This window comes from Corynebacterium sp. MSK041, assembly GCF_030232265.1.
Classification (GTDB): domain Bacteria; phylum Actinomycetota; class Actinomycetes; order Mycobacteriales; family Mycobacteriaceae; genus Corynebacterium.
The window spans coordinates 15,860-31,313 of sequence record NZ_JASPJK010000003.1 but is presented as its reverse complement, the minus strand read 5'-3'; the positions used below and the strand labels follow the sequence as shown (position 1 = coordinate 31,313).

At 62.4% G+C, this 15,454-nt stretch carries 16 protein-coding genes; 11 read left to right on the top strand and 5 right to left on the bottom strand.

Annotated features, from left to right (window positions below):
• The first annotated feature begins 31 nt into the window (after nt 1-31).
• Both QP968_RS04090 and QP968_RS04085 read left to right on the top strand, forming a co-directional pair.
• Nucleotides 32-1,459, top strand: a complete 1,428-nt coding sequence (locus QP968_RS04090) for a cation:dicarboxylate symporter family transporter (RefSeq protein WP_284855138.1) — start codon at nt 32-34, stop codon at nt 1,457-1,459.
• A 66-nt stretch (nt 1,460-1,525) separates the two neighbouring features.
• A complete protein-coding gene (locus QP968_RS04085) occupies nt 1,526-2,200 on the top strand; it encodes a DUF2334 domain-containing protein (RefSeq protein WP_284855137.1) in 675 nt (224 codons plus the stop codon).
• Here the strand turns inward: QP968_RS04085 and QP968_RS04080 are convergent.
• The 3 genes from QP968_RS04080 to QP968_RS04070 are packed head-to-tail and all read right to left on the bottom strand — an operon-like array spanning nt 2,160 to nt 4,786.
• Entirely contained in the window at nt 2,160-3,026 is an 867-nt protein-coding gene (locus QP968_RS04080; protein WP_284855136.1) for a metal ABC transporter permease, read from the bottom strand. The two genes, QP968_RS04085 and QP968_RS04080, sit on opposite strands and share 41 nt — an antisense overlap.
• Entirely contained in the window at nt 3,023-3,718 is a 696-nt protein-coding gene (locus tag QP968_RS04075; protein ID WP_284855135.1) for a metal ABC transporter ATP-binding protein, read from the bottom strand. Before QP968_RS04075 ends, QP968_RS04080 begins: the two co-directional genes overlap by 4 nt.
• A 9-nt stretch (nt 3,719-3,727) precedes the next feature.
• Nucleotides 3,728-4,786, bottom strand: coding sequence for a metal ABC transporter solute-binding protein, Zn/Mn family (locus tag QP968_RS04070; RefSeq protein ID WP_284855134.1), 1,059 nt, complete (start codon nt 4,784-4,786; stop codon nt 3,728-3,730).
• 121 nt (nt 4,787-4,907) lie between these two features.
• Between QP968_RS04070 and purS the strand changes: the two genes are divergently transcribed.
• Genes purS through purL form a run of 3 tightly spaced genes read left to right on the top strand, consistent with a single transcriptional unit; the run spans nt 4,908 to nt 8,130 of the window.
• Nucleotides 4,908-5,150, top strand: coding sequence for a phosphoribosylformylglycinamidine synthase subunit PurS (gene purS, locus QP968_RS04065; protein WP_034662264.1), 243 nt, complete (start codon nt 4,908-4,910; stop codon nt 5,148-5,150).
• The gene (purQ, locus tag QP968_RS04060) at nt 5,147-5,827 is read left to right on the top strand and encodes a phosphoribosylformylglycinamidine synthase subunit PurQ (protein WP_284855133.1); all 681 of its coding nucleotides are present in this window, start codon (nt 5,147-5,149) and stop codon (nt 5,825-5,827) included. The genes purS and purQ overlap by 4 nt, the downstream gene beginning before the upstream one ends.
• Nucleotides 5,828-5,832: 5 nt before the next feature.
• The gene (gene purL / locus QP968_RS04055; protein WP_284855299.1) at nt 5,833-8,130 is read left to right on the top strand and encodes a phosphoribosylformylglycinamidine synthase subunit PurL; all 2,298 of its coding nucleotides are present in this window, start codon (nt 5,833-5,835) and stop codon (nt 8,128-8,130) included.
• Between the two features lie 134 nt (nt 8,131-8,264).
• Here purL and QP968_RS04050 read toward each other — a convergent pair whose 3' ends face one another.
• The gene (locus QP968_RS04050; RefSeq protein ID WP_284855132.1) at nt 8,265-9,290 is read right to left on the bottom strand and encodes an acyl-CoA thioesterase; all 1,026 of its coding nucleotides are present in this window, start codon (nt 9,288-9,290) and stop codon (nt 8,265-8,267) included.
• 45 nt (nt 9,291-9,335) lie between these two features.
• Here QP968_RS04050 and QP968_RS04045 point away from each other — a divergent pair, with 45 nt between their 5' ends.
• The 5 genes from QP968_RS04045 to QP968_RS04025 all read left to right on the top strand — a co-directional run bounded on the left by QP968_RS04045 (nt 9,336) and on the right by QP968_RS04025 (nt 13,328).
• On the top strand, nt 9,336-9,728 hold the full coding sequence (locus tag QP968_RS04045; RefSeq protein WP_284855131.1) for a sterol carrier family protein: 393 nt from the start codon (nt 9,336-9,338) through the stop codon (nt 9,726-9,728).
• Nucleotides 9,729-9,755: 27 nt separating this feature from the next.
• Nucleotides 9,756-11,270 (top strand): amidophosphoribosyltransferase, encoded by a 1,515-nt coding sequence (gene purF / locus QP968_RS04040; protein WP_502870910.1) that lies wholly within the window; start codon nt 9,756-9,758, stop codon nt 11,268-11,270.
• A gap of 3 nt (nt 11,271-11,273) precedes the next feature.
• Nucleotides 11,274-12,347 carry a phosphoribosylformylglycinamidine cyclo-ligase gene (gene purM, locus QP968_RS04035; protein WP_284855130.1) on the top strand — a complete coding sequence of 358 codons (1,074 nt, stop codon included), beginning with the start codon at nt 11,274-11,276 and terminating at the stop codon, nt 12,345-12,347.
• Between the two features lie 156 nt (nt 12,348-12,503).
• The gene (locus QP968_RS04030; protein WP_284855129.1) at nt 12,504-12,725 is read left to right on the top strand and encodes a DUF3073 domain-containing protein; all 222 of its coding nucleotides are present in this window, start codon (nt 12,504-12,506) and stop codon (nt 12,723-12,725) included.
• A gap of 54 nt (nt 12,726-12,779) precedes the next feature.
• Entirely contained in the window at nt 12,780-13,328 is a 549-nt protein-coding gene (locus QP968_RS04025; RefSeq protein WP_284855128.1) for a sugar O-acetyltransferase, read from the top strand.
• On the opposite strand, the gene ygfZ is transcribed toward QP968_RS04025, so the two are convergent.
• Nucleotides 13,321-14,517, bottom strand: coding sequence for a CAF17-like 4Fe-4S cluster assembly/insertion protein YgfZ (ygfZ, locus tag QP968_RS04020; protein ID WP_502870908.1), 1,197 nt, complete (start codon nt 14,515-14,517; stop codon nt 13,321-13,323). The two genes, QP968_RS04025 and ygfZ, sit on opposite strands and share 8 nt — an antisense overlap.
• Before the next feature lie 20 nt (nt 14,518-14,537).
• Between ygfZ and QP968_RS04015 the strand changes: the two genes are divergently transcribed.
• The gene (locus tag QP968_RS04015; protein WP_284855127.1) at nt 14,538-15,452 is read left to right on the top strand and encodes an aminodeoxychorismate lyase; all 915 of its coding nucleotides are present in this window, start codon (nt 14,538-14,540) and stop codon (nt 15,450-15,452) included.
• The last annotated feature ends 2 nt before the right edge of the window (nt 15,453-15,454 follow it).

The window sequence follows — 15,454 nt, the reverse complement described above, 5'->3', positions numbered from 1 at the left end:
TTAGAGGATTCCATTTCTAAGGGAGGACCCGATGCCCACTGTCACGCCCACGAGCGGACCGCAGATTGCGGAACCGAAAAGGCGTAAGGACAACACTCACTGGCTCTACATAGGCGTCATCATTGCCGTGGTCGCGGGTATAACCCTCGGCCTGGTCGCGCCGGATGTCGCTGTTCAGCTGAAGCCACTGGGTGACACCTTCGTCTCGTTGATCAAGATGATCGTGGGGCCGGTGATCTTCTGCACCATTGTTCTGGGCATCGGTTCGGTGCGTTCGGCTGCAACCGTAGGTAAAACCGGTGGCCTGGCACTCATCTATTTCACCGTCATGTCCACCTTCGCGCTGGCCATTGGCCTGGCGGTGGGTAACTTGATCAAGCCAGGTGAAGGCTTGGGCCTCCACGGCGATGCTGCTGCCGGTGCCAGGTACGCCGAGCAGGCCACGGAATCCGGTGGCCTCGTTGGCTTTGTCCAAAGCATTGTTCCGGATACGTTCTTCTCCGCGTTCATTTCGGGGTCAATCCTGCAGGTGCTGTTCGTCGGACTACTGGTGGGCTTCGCGGTGCAGTCGATGGGTAAGCATGGCGAGCCGATCCTCGGCTTTGTGGCGCACTTGCAGAAGCTGATCTTCAAGATCTTGAGTTGGATCCTCTGGCTCGCCCCCATCGGTGCGTTCGGTGCGATGGCAGCTGTGGTGGGCAAAACCGGTATCCAGGCCGTGGTGCAGATGCTGGTGCTCATGGTGGCTTTCTACACCACCTGTATCCTCTTCGTTTTCGGTGTGCTTGGCACGGTGCTGTGGGTTGTGGCGAAGGTGTCACCGTGGTCCCTGTTCAAGTACCTGGGGCGCGAGTTCCTGCTCATCCTGGCTACCTCGTCGTCGGAGTCGGCACTGCCGAACCTCATGCGCAAGATGGAACACCTGGGTGTGGACAAGTCCACGGTGGGCATCGTCGTGCCCACGGGCTACTCCTTCAACCTCGACGGCACTGCTATCTATCTGACTATGGCCTCCATCTTCATCGCGGACGCCATGAACATGCCGATGAGCATGACAGAGCAGGTGTCCCTCCTGGTCTTCATGATCATCGCGTCTAAGGGCGCTGCCGGCGTCACCGGCGCAGGTCTGGCCACCTTGGCCGCTGGTCTGCAGGCTTTCCGTCCGGACCTGCTGTCGGGCGTGGGCATCATCGTGGGTATTGACCGCTTCATGTCTGAGGCGCGCGCCCTGACCAACTTTGCTGGTAACTCCATTGCCACCCTCGTCGTAGGCACTTGGACGCACACCGTCGACCACGAGCAGGTCAAGCGCGTGCTGTCCGGCCAGGACCCATACGTAGCCATCGAGGGTGATAGCGACGTGGACATGAGCAACCCAACAGTGGACAATCCCGCTACGGCGCACCTGCAGCCGACGCCGCAGGTGGATCTGTCGCAGTACACGAAACCGACGTCCTAAGCCCTCACATCTCGCCCCCGCTTGCTTGTCCAGCGGGGGCTTCGTCGTCGCAGTAGAATGAGCGCCATGCCCGGCCACCTGCTTGTTTCCGTCTCCTCGATTTTCGACGAGACCTGCAAGGACGTCCAGAAGCTCGTGTCCACCCTGGACCGGGAGGGGATTCCGGTGTCGTTGTTGGTGGCGCCGCACATCGATAAGTCGTGGCGTCTGGCCAAAGACGACAAGACCCGTGGCTGGCTCAAGGAGCAGATGGAGGGCGGACGCGGCCTCATCCTTAACGGCTTTGACCAGGCTGTGCAGGGCCGGCGGGCGGAGTTTGCGGCGTTGGAGGTGCATGAGGCGTCGTTACGCTTGAAGGGCGCGACCCGGCAGATGCGGAAGTTGGGCTTCGACCTTGATGCTTTCGCGCCGCCCCGCTGGCGGATGTCGGAAGGCACGCTGGTGGCGCTGCAGGATTTTGATTTCAGGCTGGCCGCGTCGACGAAGGGCATTCATTTTCTGCGCACGGGTGAAATTGAGCAGGCGCGCAATCTCTCCGTGGGCGAGGGTTTCGGTGCTGCGGGCTGGTGGCGCCGCAACATTATCAACGCCGCGGTGCGTAACGCGGAGCGCGGGAACACTGTGCGCCTGTCTGTTTCCGGCCGCAACCTGGGTAAGAAGAAGGTGCGCACCGACTTCATCGCTGCCGCTGTCGCCGCTGCTAGCGAGGGTCTGAAGCCGGTGAACTACCGAGACCTCTGAAGTTGCGTGCGCGCTGCACCCGCCCGATGAGGCGGCACAGCAGGTAGATGCCGAAGGAGATAAACGCCACGAACACGCTCACCGGGATGCCGGGGGCGAGCGAGATGATCATGCCACCCACAGCGGAGATTTCGGCGAAGATCACCGACCACAGCACTGCGCGCGCCGGGTTCGCGGTGATCTGTGCGGCCGCGGCACCGGGTGTGATCATGAGCGACATGACCAGTAGCGCGCCCACGATCTGCACGGATTGCGCGGACGCGATGCCCACGAGCACCGCAAACGCGATGGCCATGCCGCGCACGTTTACGCCGGTTGCAGCCGACATCACAGGGTCCGCTGAGGCAAAAATTAGTGGGCGCCAGAGCACCACGACGGTGACCACCACAGCCACGGTTGTCGCCGCCAGAAGCCATACGCTTGAGCTCGACACCCCCACTATCTGCCCCGTCAACAACGCCAACGCCCGGTTCGAATTGCCGGGATAGAGATGGATGAACAAGACAGACAGGCCCATGCCGAAGCTCATGACCACGCCGACCGCGGAGTCCTGCTGTCCCCGGAAACCCAAGACGGCAAGGGTGAGCGCAGCGACGATCGCTCCGGCCACAGCGCCCAACCCCACGTTGAGTCCAAACAGCAGTGCAGCGGATGCTCCCATGAGCGCGAGCTCCGCGGTGGCGTGCACGGAAAAGGACATCTGGCGCAACACAATGAGCGGCGCCATCACGCCGGACAGGATGCCCAGCAGTGCGCTGGCCACGAGTGTTGCCTGCACGAAGTCGAGGCCGAGCAGGTATTGCGTTGTTGCGATTGCCTCGCTCACAGGACCACCATCCGTCCGTTGGCTTCGACGACGTCGACGTGGGTGCCGTAGAGCTCACTGAGTACGTCGGAGCGCATGACGTCGCGCACTGGCCCAGTGACGTGGCCTTGGGGGCCGAGGTAGAGCACGCGGTCGACGGCATCCAAGAAGGGGTTGATGGAGTGCGTCACGCACACCACCGCGGCACCTTCATCGGCGAGTGTGCGGAAGCGGGTGACGGTGTCGCGTTCGCGGGCGATGTCGAGGGAGAGGAGGGGTTCGTCGGCAAGCAATAAAGAGGGGTTGTTGACTAGGGCCTGGGCGTGGCGCACGAGCTGCTGCTGTCCGCCCGACAACAGGCCCACGCGTTGATCTGCGAAGGGGAGTGCCCCCACTCGATCGAGGGCCTTATCCACGTCCCCTTTCTTCGGCCCGCGACGCAGCACGCGATGCTCCAGCGCTAGCGACACTAAATCACGCGGGCGCACCGGCAGGTCCTGCGGAAACATGGACTGCTGCGGGATGAAGCCCACGCGACCATTCACTGCGACAGTGCCGTGTGTGAGGGCTTGGGTGCCCAAAATCGTGCGCAGCAACGTCGATTTGCCCACCCCGTTGGGGCCGAGCACGCACACGATTTCGCCGCCGTTCACCGCCAGGTCGAGGTCGGACCAGAGCGGCTGAACAGCGGCGTCGTTGAACTGCAGAATCACGGTGAAATTCTAACCGGCAAAGTTGCCCAGCTGGGCATCAGTGCGCGGCTCTGCCTCATCGACGATCTTCTGCACATCATCCACGATCTGCTCGAAGTAGTCGAGGAAGTCCATGTCGGTCGGCGGGGTCTCATTGATCTCGACGATCGGCAGGTGCTTCTTCTCCGCCGCCTCCTTCAAGCGCTGCGTGGCGTTGTTCGTGGACTGGGAGTTGACCACGAGGAAGTCCAGAATCCCGCTGTCGATGAGCTCGAGGAATTCCGCGACCTCACCCGCAGACGGCTCGCTCTCATTGAGGGTGGTCAGCAGGTACTTCTCCGGGGTCAGATCGTGCAGCTCAGTGCCCCAGATCATCGGCGCGGCGATCGGCTCCGTCATGGCCAGGTGCACGTGCGGCATCGCGTTGAGCTTCTCGGTGATCGCGTCCATGCGGCGGTCAACCTCGCTCGCATCACCGCCAGTTCGCTTAGCGACGGCATCCGCCACCTCCTTCACCTTCCCCGGCGCCAACCAGATGTGCTCGAGGTCGTTGATGTCCGTGGGGATCTCGGTGAAGTTGTGGCCGTGATCATGGCCGTGGTCGTGGCCGGCGTGATCATGGTCGTGATCATGGTCGTCGTGGGCATGTTCACGATCGTGCTCGTGGTCGTGCTCGTCATGGGCATGGCCGTGCTCGTGCTCGTGGTCGTGCTCGTCGTCGGAGAGCGGGATGGCGTGGATGATGCGGTCTTGTTCAGCGACGCGGTACAGGTTGGCGTCGTAATGCCCGCCGTTGGCTACTACGGTGCCGGCCTCGCGGATCTTGGCTAGGTCGGCTGCAGAAGCTTCGTAGGTGTGCGGGTCAATGGACTGGCCAGAGATGATGGCGGGGACTTCTTTGCGGGTGACGACGGAGGCGACATCGGCCCACACGCTGGTGGTGGCGATGATGTGGGTGGGGTCGGCGGCGGAGGTGGCGTCGACAAGCTTTGTGTCGGTGGAGTCGGAGGAGCAGGCAGTGAGTCCGGCGCCGGCGAGGGCAAGCGCGGCGAGTGTGGCTGCGGTGCGGTGAGTTTTCGTGTTTCGCATAGGGCGATTTAACCAATAATGAAAACTGTTTTCAACTCTTTTGTTGGCTGTAGGTCGGGTGTCCGGTGCTTCCGATATACTAAACCGCGTCTTCAGACCTCCAAGACTGTGAAGGATTCTCATGGCACGAGTCGTTGTTAATGTCATGCCCAAGGCTGAAATTCTGGATCCGCAAGGACAGGCTGTGCACCGTGCGCTGGGGCGCATTGGTGTGAACGGGGTGACGGATGTCCGCCAAGGTAAGCGTTTTGAGCTTGAGGTAGAGGACTCCGTGACCGATGAGCAGCTGCAGCACCTGGCGGAAACGCTGCTGACCAACACTGTGATCGAGGACTTTGTTGTCGTGCGGGAGGACGCCCAGTGAGCGCGACCATTGGTGTAATCACCTTCCCCGGCACTCTCGACGATGTGGATGCGATTCGTGCGGTTCGTCTTGGCGGAGCAACCCCAAAGGAGTTGTGGCACGCAGACGAGGATCTGTCGGGCGTGGACGCTGTCATTGTTCCCGGTGGTTTCTCCTACGGTGACTACCTGCGTTCCGGCGCGATCGCGGCGATGGCCCCGATGATGAAGGCTGTTGTGGAGGCCGCGGGCAAGGGTATGCCCGTGCTGGGTATCTGCAACGGTTTCCAGATTCTCACGGAGGCGGGCCTGCTGCCGGGTGCTTTGACCCGGAACAAGGGCCTGCACTTCCATTGCACGGACACGTATTTGGAAGTGGCTAATGCGGAGACTTCGTGGACGAACCAGTTTGAGTCCGGCCAGAAGATCCTTGTCCCGGCGAAGCATGGGGAGGGTCGCTTCCAGGCGGACCAGGCCATCATTGATGCGCTGGAGGCTGAGGGGCGTGTGGTGTTCCGCTACACGGATAACTTCAACGGCTCCATGAACTCCATTGCGGGTGTGACGAGTGAGAACCGTCGTGTTGTTGGCCTCATGCCGCACCCGGAGCATGCGATTGATCTGTTGACTGGCCCATCTGAGGACGGCCTGGGTCTGATTCATTCGGTGCTCAACGACATTTCAAAGATCGGAGCGTGATCCACGTGCACGTGAAAAATGACACCGTCGAGGCGGCGAAGGGCACTCCGGAACTGGAGCAGCCGTACGAAGCGCTGGGCTTGAAGGACGATGAATACGCCCGCATCCGTGAGATCTTGGGCCGCCGTCCGACGGATGCGGAGCTCACCGTGTACTCGGTGATGTGGTCGGAGCACTGCTCCTATAAGTCTTCCAAGGTGCACCTGCGCTACTTCGGCGAGACGATGACGGAAGAGATGGCTTCCAAGATCCTCGCCGGTATCGGTGAAAACGCTGGTGTGGTGGATATCGGTGGTGGTGACGCGGTGACTTTCCGTGTGGAAAGCCACAACCACCCCTCCTTCGTAGAGCCGTACCAGGGTGCCGCTACCGGTATTGGTGGCATCGTGCGCGACATCATGGCCATGGGTGCACGCCCGATCGCCGTGATGGATCAGCTGCGCTTCGGTGACATGGACGCCGAAGACACCAAGCGCGTACTGCCGGGTGTTGTCGCCGGTATTGGTGGCTACGGTAACTCGCTAGGCCTGCCCAATATTGGTGGGGAGACCGTCTTTGACGCTGCTTATGCCGGCAACCCACTTGTTAACGCACTGTGCGTGGGCACGTTGAAGGTGGAAGACCTTCACCTCGCGTTCGCATCGGGCACCGGCAACAAGGTGATTCTCTTTGGTTCCCGCACGGGCCTTGATGGCATTGGTGGCGTGTCCGTTCTGGGTTCCGCTTCCTTCGAGGAGGGCGAGGAGCGCAAACTGCCGGCAGTGCAGGTGGGCGACCCGTTCGCGGAGAAGGTTCTCATCGAGTGCTGCCTTGAGCTGTATGCCGCTGACGTTGTTGTGGGCATCCAGGACCTTGGTGGCGGTGGCCTGTCTTGCGCCACCTCCGAGCTCGCAGCTGCCGGCGACGGTGGCATGCGTATCAACCTCGACGCCGTCCCGCTGCGCGCCGAGAACATGACCGCCGCGGAGATCCTTGCCTCCGAGTCCCAGGAGCGGATGTGCGCGATTGTCGCCCCGGAGAACGTGGAGCGCTTCAAGGAGATTTGCGCCAAGTGGGACGTCACCTGCGCTGAGATCGGTGAGGTTACGGACGAGGACGATCGCCTTGTTATCACCCACAACGGTGAGGTCGTGCTTGATGCACCACCGTCCACCATTGCGGATGAAGCACCGGTGTATGAGCGTCCGTGGGCGCGGCCGGAGTGGCAGGATGAGGTGCAGGGAGGGGGAGACGTCGATAAGCCTGAGCAGCTGCGTGAGGCCTGGCTGAAACTCGTGGCATCCCCCGCGCTGTGCTCGCGCGATTGGATCACGGAGCAGTATGACCGCTACGTGCGCGGCAACACGGTGCAAGCTCGCCACGCAAACTCCGGCGTCTTGCGTATCGACGAATCCACCGGCCGCGGCGTAGCCATCTCCGCCGACGCATCCGGCCGCTACACCTACCTGGACCCGAACATGGGCGCGCGCCTGGCTCTGGCGGAGGCGTACCGCAACGTGGCCGTGACGGGTGCTCGTCCGGTGGCGGTGACCAACTGTCTGAACTTCGGCTCCCCCGAGAACCCGGACGTGATGTGGCAGTTCCGTGAGGCCGTGCATGGTCTGGCGGATGGTTCCCGTGAGCTGGGTATCCCGGTGTCGGGCGGCAACGTGTCCTTCTACAACCAGACCGGTGACACCCCGATTCTGCCGACCCCAGTGGTGGGTGTTCTCGGCGTGATTGAGAATGTGGCGAACTCGGTCACTAACCGCGTAGTGAACAACGAGGACAAGGACATGCTCGTAATCCTCGGTGAGACGAAGGATGAGTTCGGCGGTTCCGTCTGGCAGGAGATCTCCGGCGCTGGCCTGTCCGGTCTGCCTCCACAGGTGGACCTGGCTAATGAGGCACGCCTGGCAGATTTCTTCTGCGACAAGGCCGAGGGCCTCACCGCTGCCCACGACCTGTCCGAGGGCGGCCTGGGTCAGGCTGTCTTCGAGATGATCAAGGACACCGAGAAGGGAGCGGAACTGGACCTGTCCGGCGTTGATGCTGATGCATTCACTGCGCTGTTCTCTGAGTCCGCGTCCCGCGTCCTCGTGGCGTGCAGCCCGGACCGCGTTGACCGCGTCGTGGCCGATGCGACCGAACTGGGCATCCCGGTGGCCATCGTTGGTTCCACCAACACCAGTGGCACGATCACCTTCGCTGACGGCACCCCGGCTGCGGGCCAGTCCGTGGGGGTCGCTGAGCTGCGCGAAGCATGGTCCGCAACCATGCCGGGCTACTTCGCTCACGCAGACGCGCCGAACGCCGCGGTCTAACTGGCAAACAGCAGTGGCCTCCGCGTCTAAGCGGAGGCCATTCGCATTATTTGACACCCCAGAAATCGCGACCTGGGGAAACGGATGTAGGCAACCCCACGGCGGTCAGAAATATCGAATGGGAGCGGTGACACCTAGTCGATGGTCTGGGTTGCCGGCACCGGCTCAATGAGCGGCATCGGCTGGTACTTCTCGCGCAGCTTACGCAGCGTGCTGGTGTGCTCCCACAGCGCCTTGTCTTCGGTGGTGACGGGGGTGAACTGGCGGGCAGGGAGAGGATTGCCGTCAAGGTCCGTGCTCACGTAGGTGAAGGTGGCGTGGATTGCTGTTTCCAGGTTTTCACGGCCGCCGCGCGGGTTGCCGGCGCGGACGTGGGTGGTTACAGCCATGCTGCGCTTACCGGTTTGGGTGAGGCGTGAATCCACCTCGATGAGGTCACCGATGGAGATGGGTTTGTAGAAGCGGATACCGCCGGCGTAGACAGCGACGGTGCGCTCACCTGCCCATTCCATGGTGATGGAGGTGCCGGCGGTATCGATCCATTCCATGGCGGTGCCACCGTGGACTTTGCCGCCCCAGTTGATGTCCGTCGGCTTAGCCATGAAGCGGTGGATGATGCGGGGTGCGTGCGATTCACCGTCGTAGGTGTGCTTGAGCATCTCCGATTCAATTTCGGACCGCAGCTGGATGCGGGATTTTGCGGCGTGCTCGGCGCGGCGTTCCTCCTCGGTGGTGGGGATGAACGTGGGTACGGCCATGGACTTGCCGGTTTCGGTGTCCTTGGCCACGAAGATGACTAGGCAGTCGCAGGCGCGGGTGAATACGCCTTCGCGTGGGTCGGCGGAGAGCACTTCGTTGACAATGTGCATGGAGGAGCGCCCTGTCATGGCGATGCGGGAGCGCACTTCCACGATGTGCCCCGATGGGATGGGGCGGGTGAAGTGGATGTGGCCGACGTACGCGGTCACGCAGTAGGTGGAGGACCATTGAACGGCGCAGGCGTAGGCGGCTTTATCGATCCATTCCAGTACGCGCCCGCCGGAGACACCTTGGGCGCCGGCGAGGATCACGTCCGTCGGTGCGGCCATGAATCGCAGGGTGATGGAGGGGGATTTTTCTACGGTCACACGAGGTGTTTCGGTTCCAGTGCTGTGCGTCATTGGCACAACACTACTCGCTTGGTCGTGTCCTTTTAGGATGAGCGTATGGCTGCTAAGAATGATCCGCTGGCGACACGTGAGGCGATTGTGGCGATTGCGGGGTGGATTGTGGATCCGGAAAGCGCGGAAAAGCCTTCTCGCACGTTGATCGCAGATGCTTGTCGACGTTCCGTGCGCGCCCTCGCCGCCGAACTCCCCGGCCACACCGTGGAGCTGCGCGTGCCCCCGTTCGTTGCGGTGCAGTGTGTCGAGGGGCCACGGCACACCCGTGGGACGCCGCCCAACGTGGTGGAAATGGCCCCTGAGGTGTGGTTGCAGTTGGCCACGGGGCTGATTGATTTTGAGGATGCTGTGGCCGATGGGCGAATTCAGGCATCCGGCTCCCGTGCGGGTGAGGTTGCGGCGGGTCTTCCGGTGATTGCCCTCCCGGCCAGCTAATCAACTAGGGTTGAGGCCGTGCAAAGCGTGAACAACGGTACTCCTACTGGTGTGCCCGTGAACCTGGATGTTCTGGAAGCTGATGAGCAGGAGCCACGCGAAGAGTGTGGTGTGTTTGGTGTGTGGGCGCCGGGAGAAGACGTATCTAAGCTGACCTACTTTGGCTTGTTCGCCCTGCAGCACCGCGGCCAGGAGGGCGCGGGTATTGCGGTGGGGGACAAGGGCCGGATCGTGGTGTTCAAGGACAGCGGTCTGGTGTCCCAAGTTTTTGATGAGACGATTTTGGGCGCACTCCAAGGCGACGTGGCTATCGGTCACACCCGTTATTCCACGGCGGGGTCCCAGAACTGGGAAAACGTGCAGCCGATGTTCCGCACCTCGCCCGATGGCACGGACGTGTCCTTGGGCCATAACGGCAACCTGACCAACTACGCCACATTGCAGGCTGAAGCGATTGAGCGCCACCTCGTTCCCGCTGAGGGGGTGGAGGGCCAAGGTTCCTCGTCCGATACGGCGGTTGTGTCGGCATTACTTGCGGACGGCGTCCGCGATGGTCGCACCCTCCTCGACTCCGCACGTGAACTGCTGCCGAAGCTGCAGGGCGCATTCTGCCTCGTCTTCACCGATGGCCACACGCTCTACGCTGCGCGTGACCCGCATGGCGTGCGCCCTTTGTCCCTGGGCCGTCTGGAGCAGGGCTGGGTCATCGCCAGCGAAACCGCCGCGTTGGACATCACCGGTGCTTCTTTTGTGCGTGACATCGCGCCGGGTGAGCTCATCGCTATTAGCGCCTCCGGCATCCACACTGAGAATTACGCCAAGCCAGCGCCGAAGACCTGCGTCTTTGAGTATGTGTACATTGCTCGCCCGGATTCCGTGGTGGAAGGCAAGACCGTCAACGCGGCCCGTCTGGAGATTGGGCGCCGTCTGTCGAGGGTGGCGCCGGTGGACGCGGACGTCGTTATGCCAGTGCCTGAATCCGGCACACCCGCGGCGATTGGTTATGCGGAGGCCTCTGGCATTCCTTTCGCGCAGGGGCTGATGAAGAACGCCTACGTGGGCCGTACTTTTATCCAGCCGTCAGACACTCTGCGTCAGCTGGGCTTGCGTCTGAAGCTCAACCCGGTGCGTGAGATCATTGAGGGCAAATCGCTAGTGGTGGTGGATGATTCCATCGTGCGAGGCAACACCCAGCGCAAACTCATCCGCATGCTGCGCGAGGCTGGCGCCGGGGAAGTTCATGTGCGTATCGCCTCCCCGCCAGTGAAATGGCCGTGCTTCTACGGCATTGACTTCGCTAGCCCCGGCGAGCTCATTGCCAACAACGCGGGCGGTGATGACGATGCTGTGGCAGAGAACATCTGCCGCGTCATCGGCGCAGATACACTCGCGTTTGTGTCTATTGATGACATGATTGCTGCCACCGAACGCCCGGCCGACAGCCTGTGCGCCGCCTGCTTTGACGGCCACTACCCGCTGGGACTGCCGGAAAACAACGTCAACGCTGACGCCGTCCGGCGTATTCAGGAAGGGATGTTTTAAGCCATGACCACCCCGGAAAACACCAACCCCGTTTCCTACGCCGCCGCTGGCGTGGACATTGAAGCTGGTGACCGTGCCGTCGAACTGTTCAAGGACCACGCGAAGCGCGCCTCCCGCCCGGAGGTCCGCGGTGGCCTGGGCGGTTTTGCTGGCCTGTTTGCCCTGGGTAAGTACAAAGAGCCGCTGCTGGCCGCTGGCTCGGATGGTGTGGGCACCAAGCTCGCCGTGGCGCAGGCCATGGACATTCACAACACCATCGGCATTGATTTGGTGGCAATGTGCGTCGACGACCTCGTGGTGTGCGGTGCGGAGCCACTGTTCCTGCAGGACTACATCGCCATTGGCAAGGTCGTGCCGGAAAAAGTCGCGCAGATCGTCGAAGGCATCGCTGAAGGCTGCGTCCAGGCTGGCTGCGCCCTGCTGGGAGGTGAGACCGCGGAGCACCCCGGCGTCATGGGTGAAAATGACTATGATGTCTCCGCTACCGCCGTCGGCGTCGTCGAGGCTGATGAGCTGCTCGGCCCGGACCGCGTCCGCGAGGGTGATGTGATCATCGGTATGGCATCCTCCGGCCTGCACTCCAACGGCTACTCCCTGGCGCGCCACGTGTTGCTGGAGAAGGCTGGCTTGCCTCTTGACGGCCACATTGATGAGCTCGGCCGCACCCTCGGTGAGGAGCTTCTAGAGCCCACCCGCATCTACGCCCTTGACTGCCTGGCCCTGGCCAACGAGTGCGAGGTGCGCACTTTCTGCCACGTCACCGGTGGCGGACTGGTGGGCAACATGGAGCGCATCATCCCCGAAGGCAAGGTTGCGGAGATGCACCGCGCCACCTGGTCCCCGGCCCCGGTCTTCCGCACCATCGCGGAAGTGGGCAACGTGCCGGTGGAGGAGATGGAGAAGACCTTCAACGCCGGCGTAGGCATGGTGGCTATCGTCGCCCCTGAGGACCGTGATCGTGCACTGGCTATGCTCACCGCACGTCACGTGGACTGCTGGGAGCTCGGTGTTGTCCGCGGTGCAACCGAAGCGGATGAAGGCCAGCGTGCGACGCTAGTAGGAACCCACGCGGGTTAAGCACGGCTACATGCCTGCGCATTCCTCCTGGCACAGGCGATGTCGCGCATAATTTGACTCGCACGCTATAGTGGCTGCAGGACAAATTTCACGGATATTATTTGGGGCCGCCGACTATTTCGGCCGCCCTTTAGACACCTCAAGGGGGTCACTGCCATGGGTCGCGGACGCGCCAAAGCAAAGCAGACCAAGGTTGCACGCCAGCTCAAGTACAACACGCCCGAGATGGACCTGGAATCTCTCCAGCGTGAACTCGCTGGGCAGAGCTCCAACTCCCGGTGGGATGACAATGATGACTATGAGGTAGATGACCAGTACGCGGAGTACGCGGACTGGGACGACGAAGACGCTGAAGACGCCGAGGACGACGCGCGTTAACCACCCTCGCTCCACTACGGGTGTAGTCTCCGCAGCATGGACAAATTAGGCAGCATGGCAGACATGCGCTCCGGTCAGTGGTACCTCCCTGATTCTGAGGAGGCCCAGGAGCAGCATCGCATTACGTGGGCGCGGACGCGCGAGTTCAACGCGTTGGGTAACACTGATCCCGCCCGCGCGCAGGAGTTGCTGGGGGAGATGTTCTCGCCTCAGTCAGCTGTCCCGGAGATTTGGGGCCCGCTGCACCTTGAGTTCGGGGTGAACACCACGTTCGGTGAAGGCTGCTTTGTCAACTTCAATTGCGTGATTCTGGACATTGCGGAGATCACCATTGGCGCGGGCTCGATGTTTGGTCCTGCGTGTCAGTTGATCACGGTGGGCCACCCGGTGGATGACGTAGCGAAGCGCGCGGAGGGCTGGGAGCGAGCTCAGCCGATCACGATTGGCAAGAACTGTTGGTTCGGGGCCGGCGCGATGGTCATGCCTGGTGTCACCATCGGCGATAACTGTGTGGTTGCCGCCGGGGCTGTGGTGACGAAGGATGTTCCCGCAGGTTCCCTCGTTGCCGGTGTGCCCGCACGCGTGAAGCGCGAGATCAGTTAGTACGTCCGCGCAGCTTATCGACGGCTACCCTTCCCGCCCGTTCCCCCTCATCCTTCGGCATGGAATCCGGGTCCACGGTGGCGGAGACGTTGATCTCCTGGACGACCTCGTTGTCACCGTCCGTGCCTTCGGCGCGGACGCTCGCGATGACTTCCAGCTGCTCACCCAGCTCGAGTACTTGGTTGAGTGCGGAACGCTTCACCAGGGCGAGGGCAATGGGGCCGTAGTCACAGTCGTGGACGATGGACCCAACGTGGCCGACGGTGCGCCCACCGAAGACAACGGGGTCGCCCGGCTTGGGCTCCAGGGGTGCGGAGCCGTCGATGTGCAGCAGTACGAGTAGGCGCGGGGAGCGCCCCAGGTTCTCCACCCGCGCGACGGTTTCTTGGCCGCGGTAGCAGCCTTTCTCTAGGTGCACCGCGCCGAGGTTATCCCCGCGGCGGATAAGCGTGTGGGCTTCATGGGGAATCGACTTATCATCCAAGTCTGCGCGCAGTTCCGGCTCGAGAGCCTTGATGCGCTCGGCGGTAAACGCCATAAGACCAGCGCGCTCCAAACCGGCGCCGTCGGCGGAAGTCAAGGCTTTGTATGCCGTGGCGAGGTCGGGGCGGGGCACGGCGACGTCGATACGCCGAGCAGCAGACCATGGGACGGTGCGTTCAAAGGTGACCTCGATGCCAGCACCATCCAGGAATTCAGCAGGAGAGAAGCTTGAGGGCGCGCCTAACACGGTGAGGATTCCCAGGTCCGCCTCCTCGACGGTGACGTCGGACCAGAAGACCATCTTGGTCAAAAAGTCGCGGAAGGAGTCGAGGGAGTAGGAGGGGGTGTCGAGGTAGAAGGTTGGGGTGGCGCTGATAAGCGAAACATCTGCGTGATGCAGGATGCGGCCCTGCATGTCCAGATCGAGCGCGGCGGCGGAAAAACCCGGCTCCACATCATCGAGTTTCTGGCTGAGCAGGTTGTTCAAAAACGTGGCGGCATCAGGCCCAGTGACGCGCAGGACACCGCGGTGGCTGCGGTCAACCACGGCCCCGCCGCGAGAGATGAGGCGTTGTTCCCGCAGGGGGTCGCCGTAGTGCCAGGGCACACCGGCGGCGTCGAAAGGTGAGGTGGCGGCGTCCGGCAGTTCGGTCGCGCCACGGAAAGCAAGCATCGGTGAACGGTACGTATGCACGCAACCGATCATACGTGGGCATAATTGGGGGCATGCTTCCAGTACAACCTGCTCACGCGCCTGCTATTTATCTCGTGGAACCATTCGGGGGTTCCATGCGCAGGCAGAACGTGAATCTGCCGCACGTGTTTTGGGATGATGCGGCGGTGACACGCGGTGATGGATGTTTTGAAACGATCCTCGTGCACGGTGGCAAGCCCGTAAACCTGGACGCGCATATTGCGCGCTTTACGCGGTCCGCAGCACTGATGGACTTGCCGGAACCGGCGGCGGAGACGTGGCGCACGGCCACCCTGGAAGCCGTGGGGGAGTACGTGCGGGAATCCGGCCTTGACCCGCAGGACGTGGAGGCGAAATGCCAGTGGACGTACACCCGTGGCCGTGAAACCACGGGTGTGCCCACCGCGTGGGTGTCTGTGCGGCCGATTCCGAAGGAGCAGCTCAAGCAGCGCAAGAAGGGCGTGAAGGTGATCACGGGATCGCGCGGCTACACGCTCACCCCCACGGATGACACACCATGGCTGACAGTCGGCGCGAAATCGCTCAACTATGCCGCGGCGATGGCGGCGCTGCGCTGGGCGAAGAAACAGGGCTGCGACGACGTCATCTTCGTTGATCCCGCTACCGGCCGCGTGCTCGAAGGTGCCACGTCCACGGTGATCACGGTCAAAGGCGACAAATTGCGCACGCCGGTCACCGGTGGGGACGTGCTGCCAGGCACAACGCAGGCGGCCATTTTCCGCCTCGCCGAAGAGCGCGGTTGGCGCTGTAAAGAAAAGGACCTCACGGTGGAAGACCTGCTTGGCGCAGACCAGGTCTGGCTGGTGAGCTCCGTGCGCGGTGGCGTTCGCGTCACAGAGATCGACGGCACAGCAACGAAGGCCCCGTCCAAGAAGGACGAGGCCACAGTTGCTTTGCTTATCGATGAGGCCCGGACAACCGTGTAGCC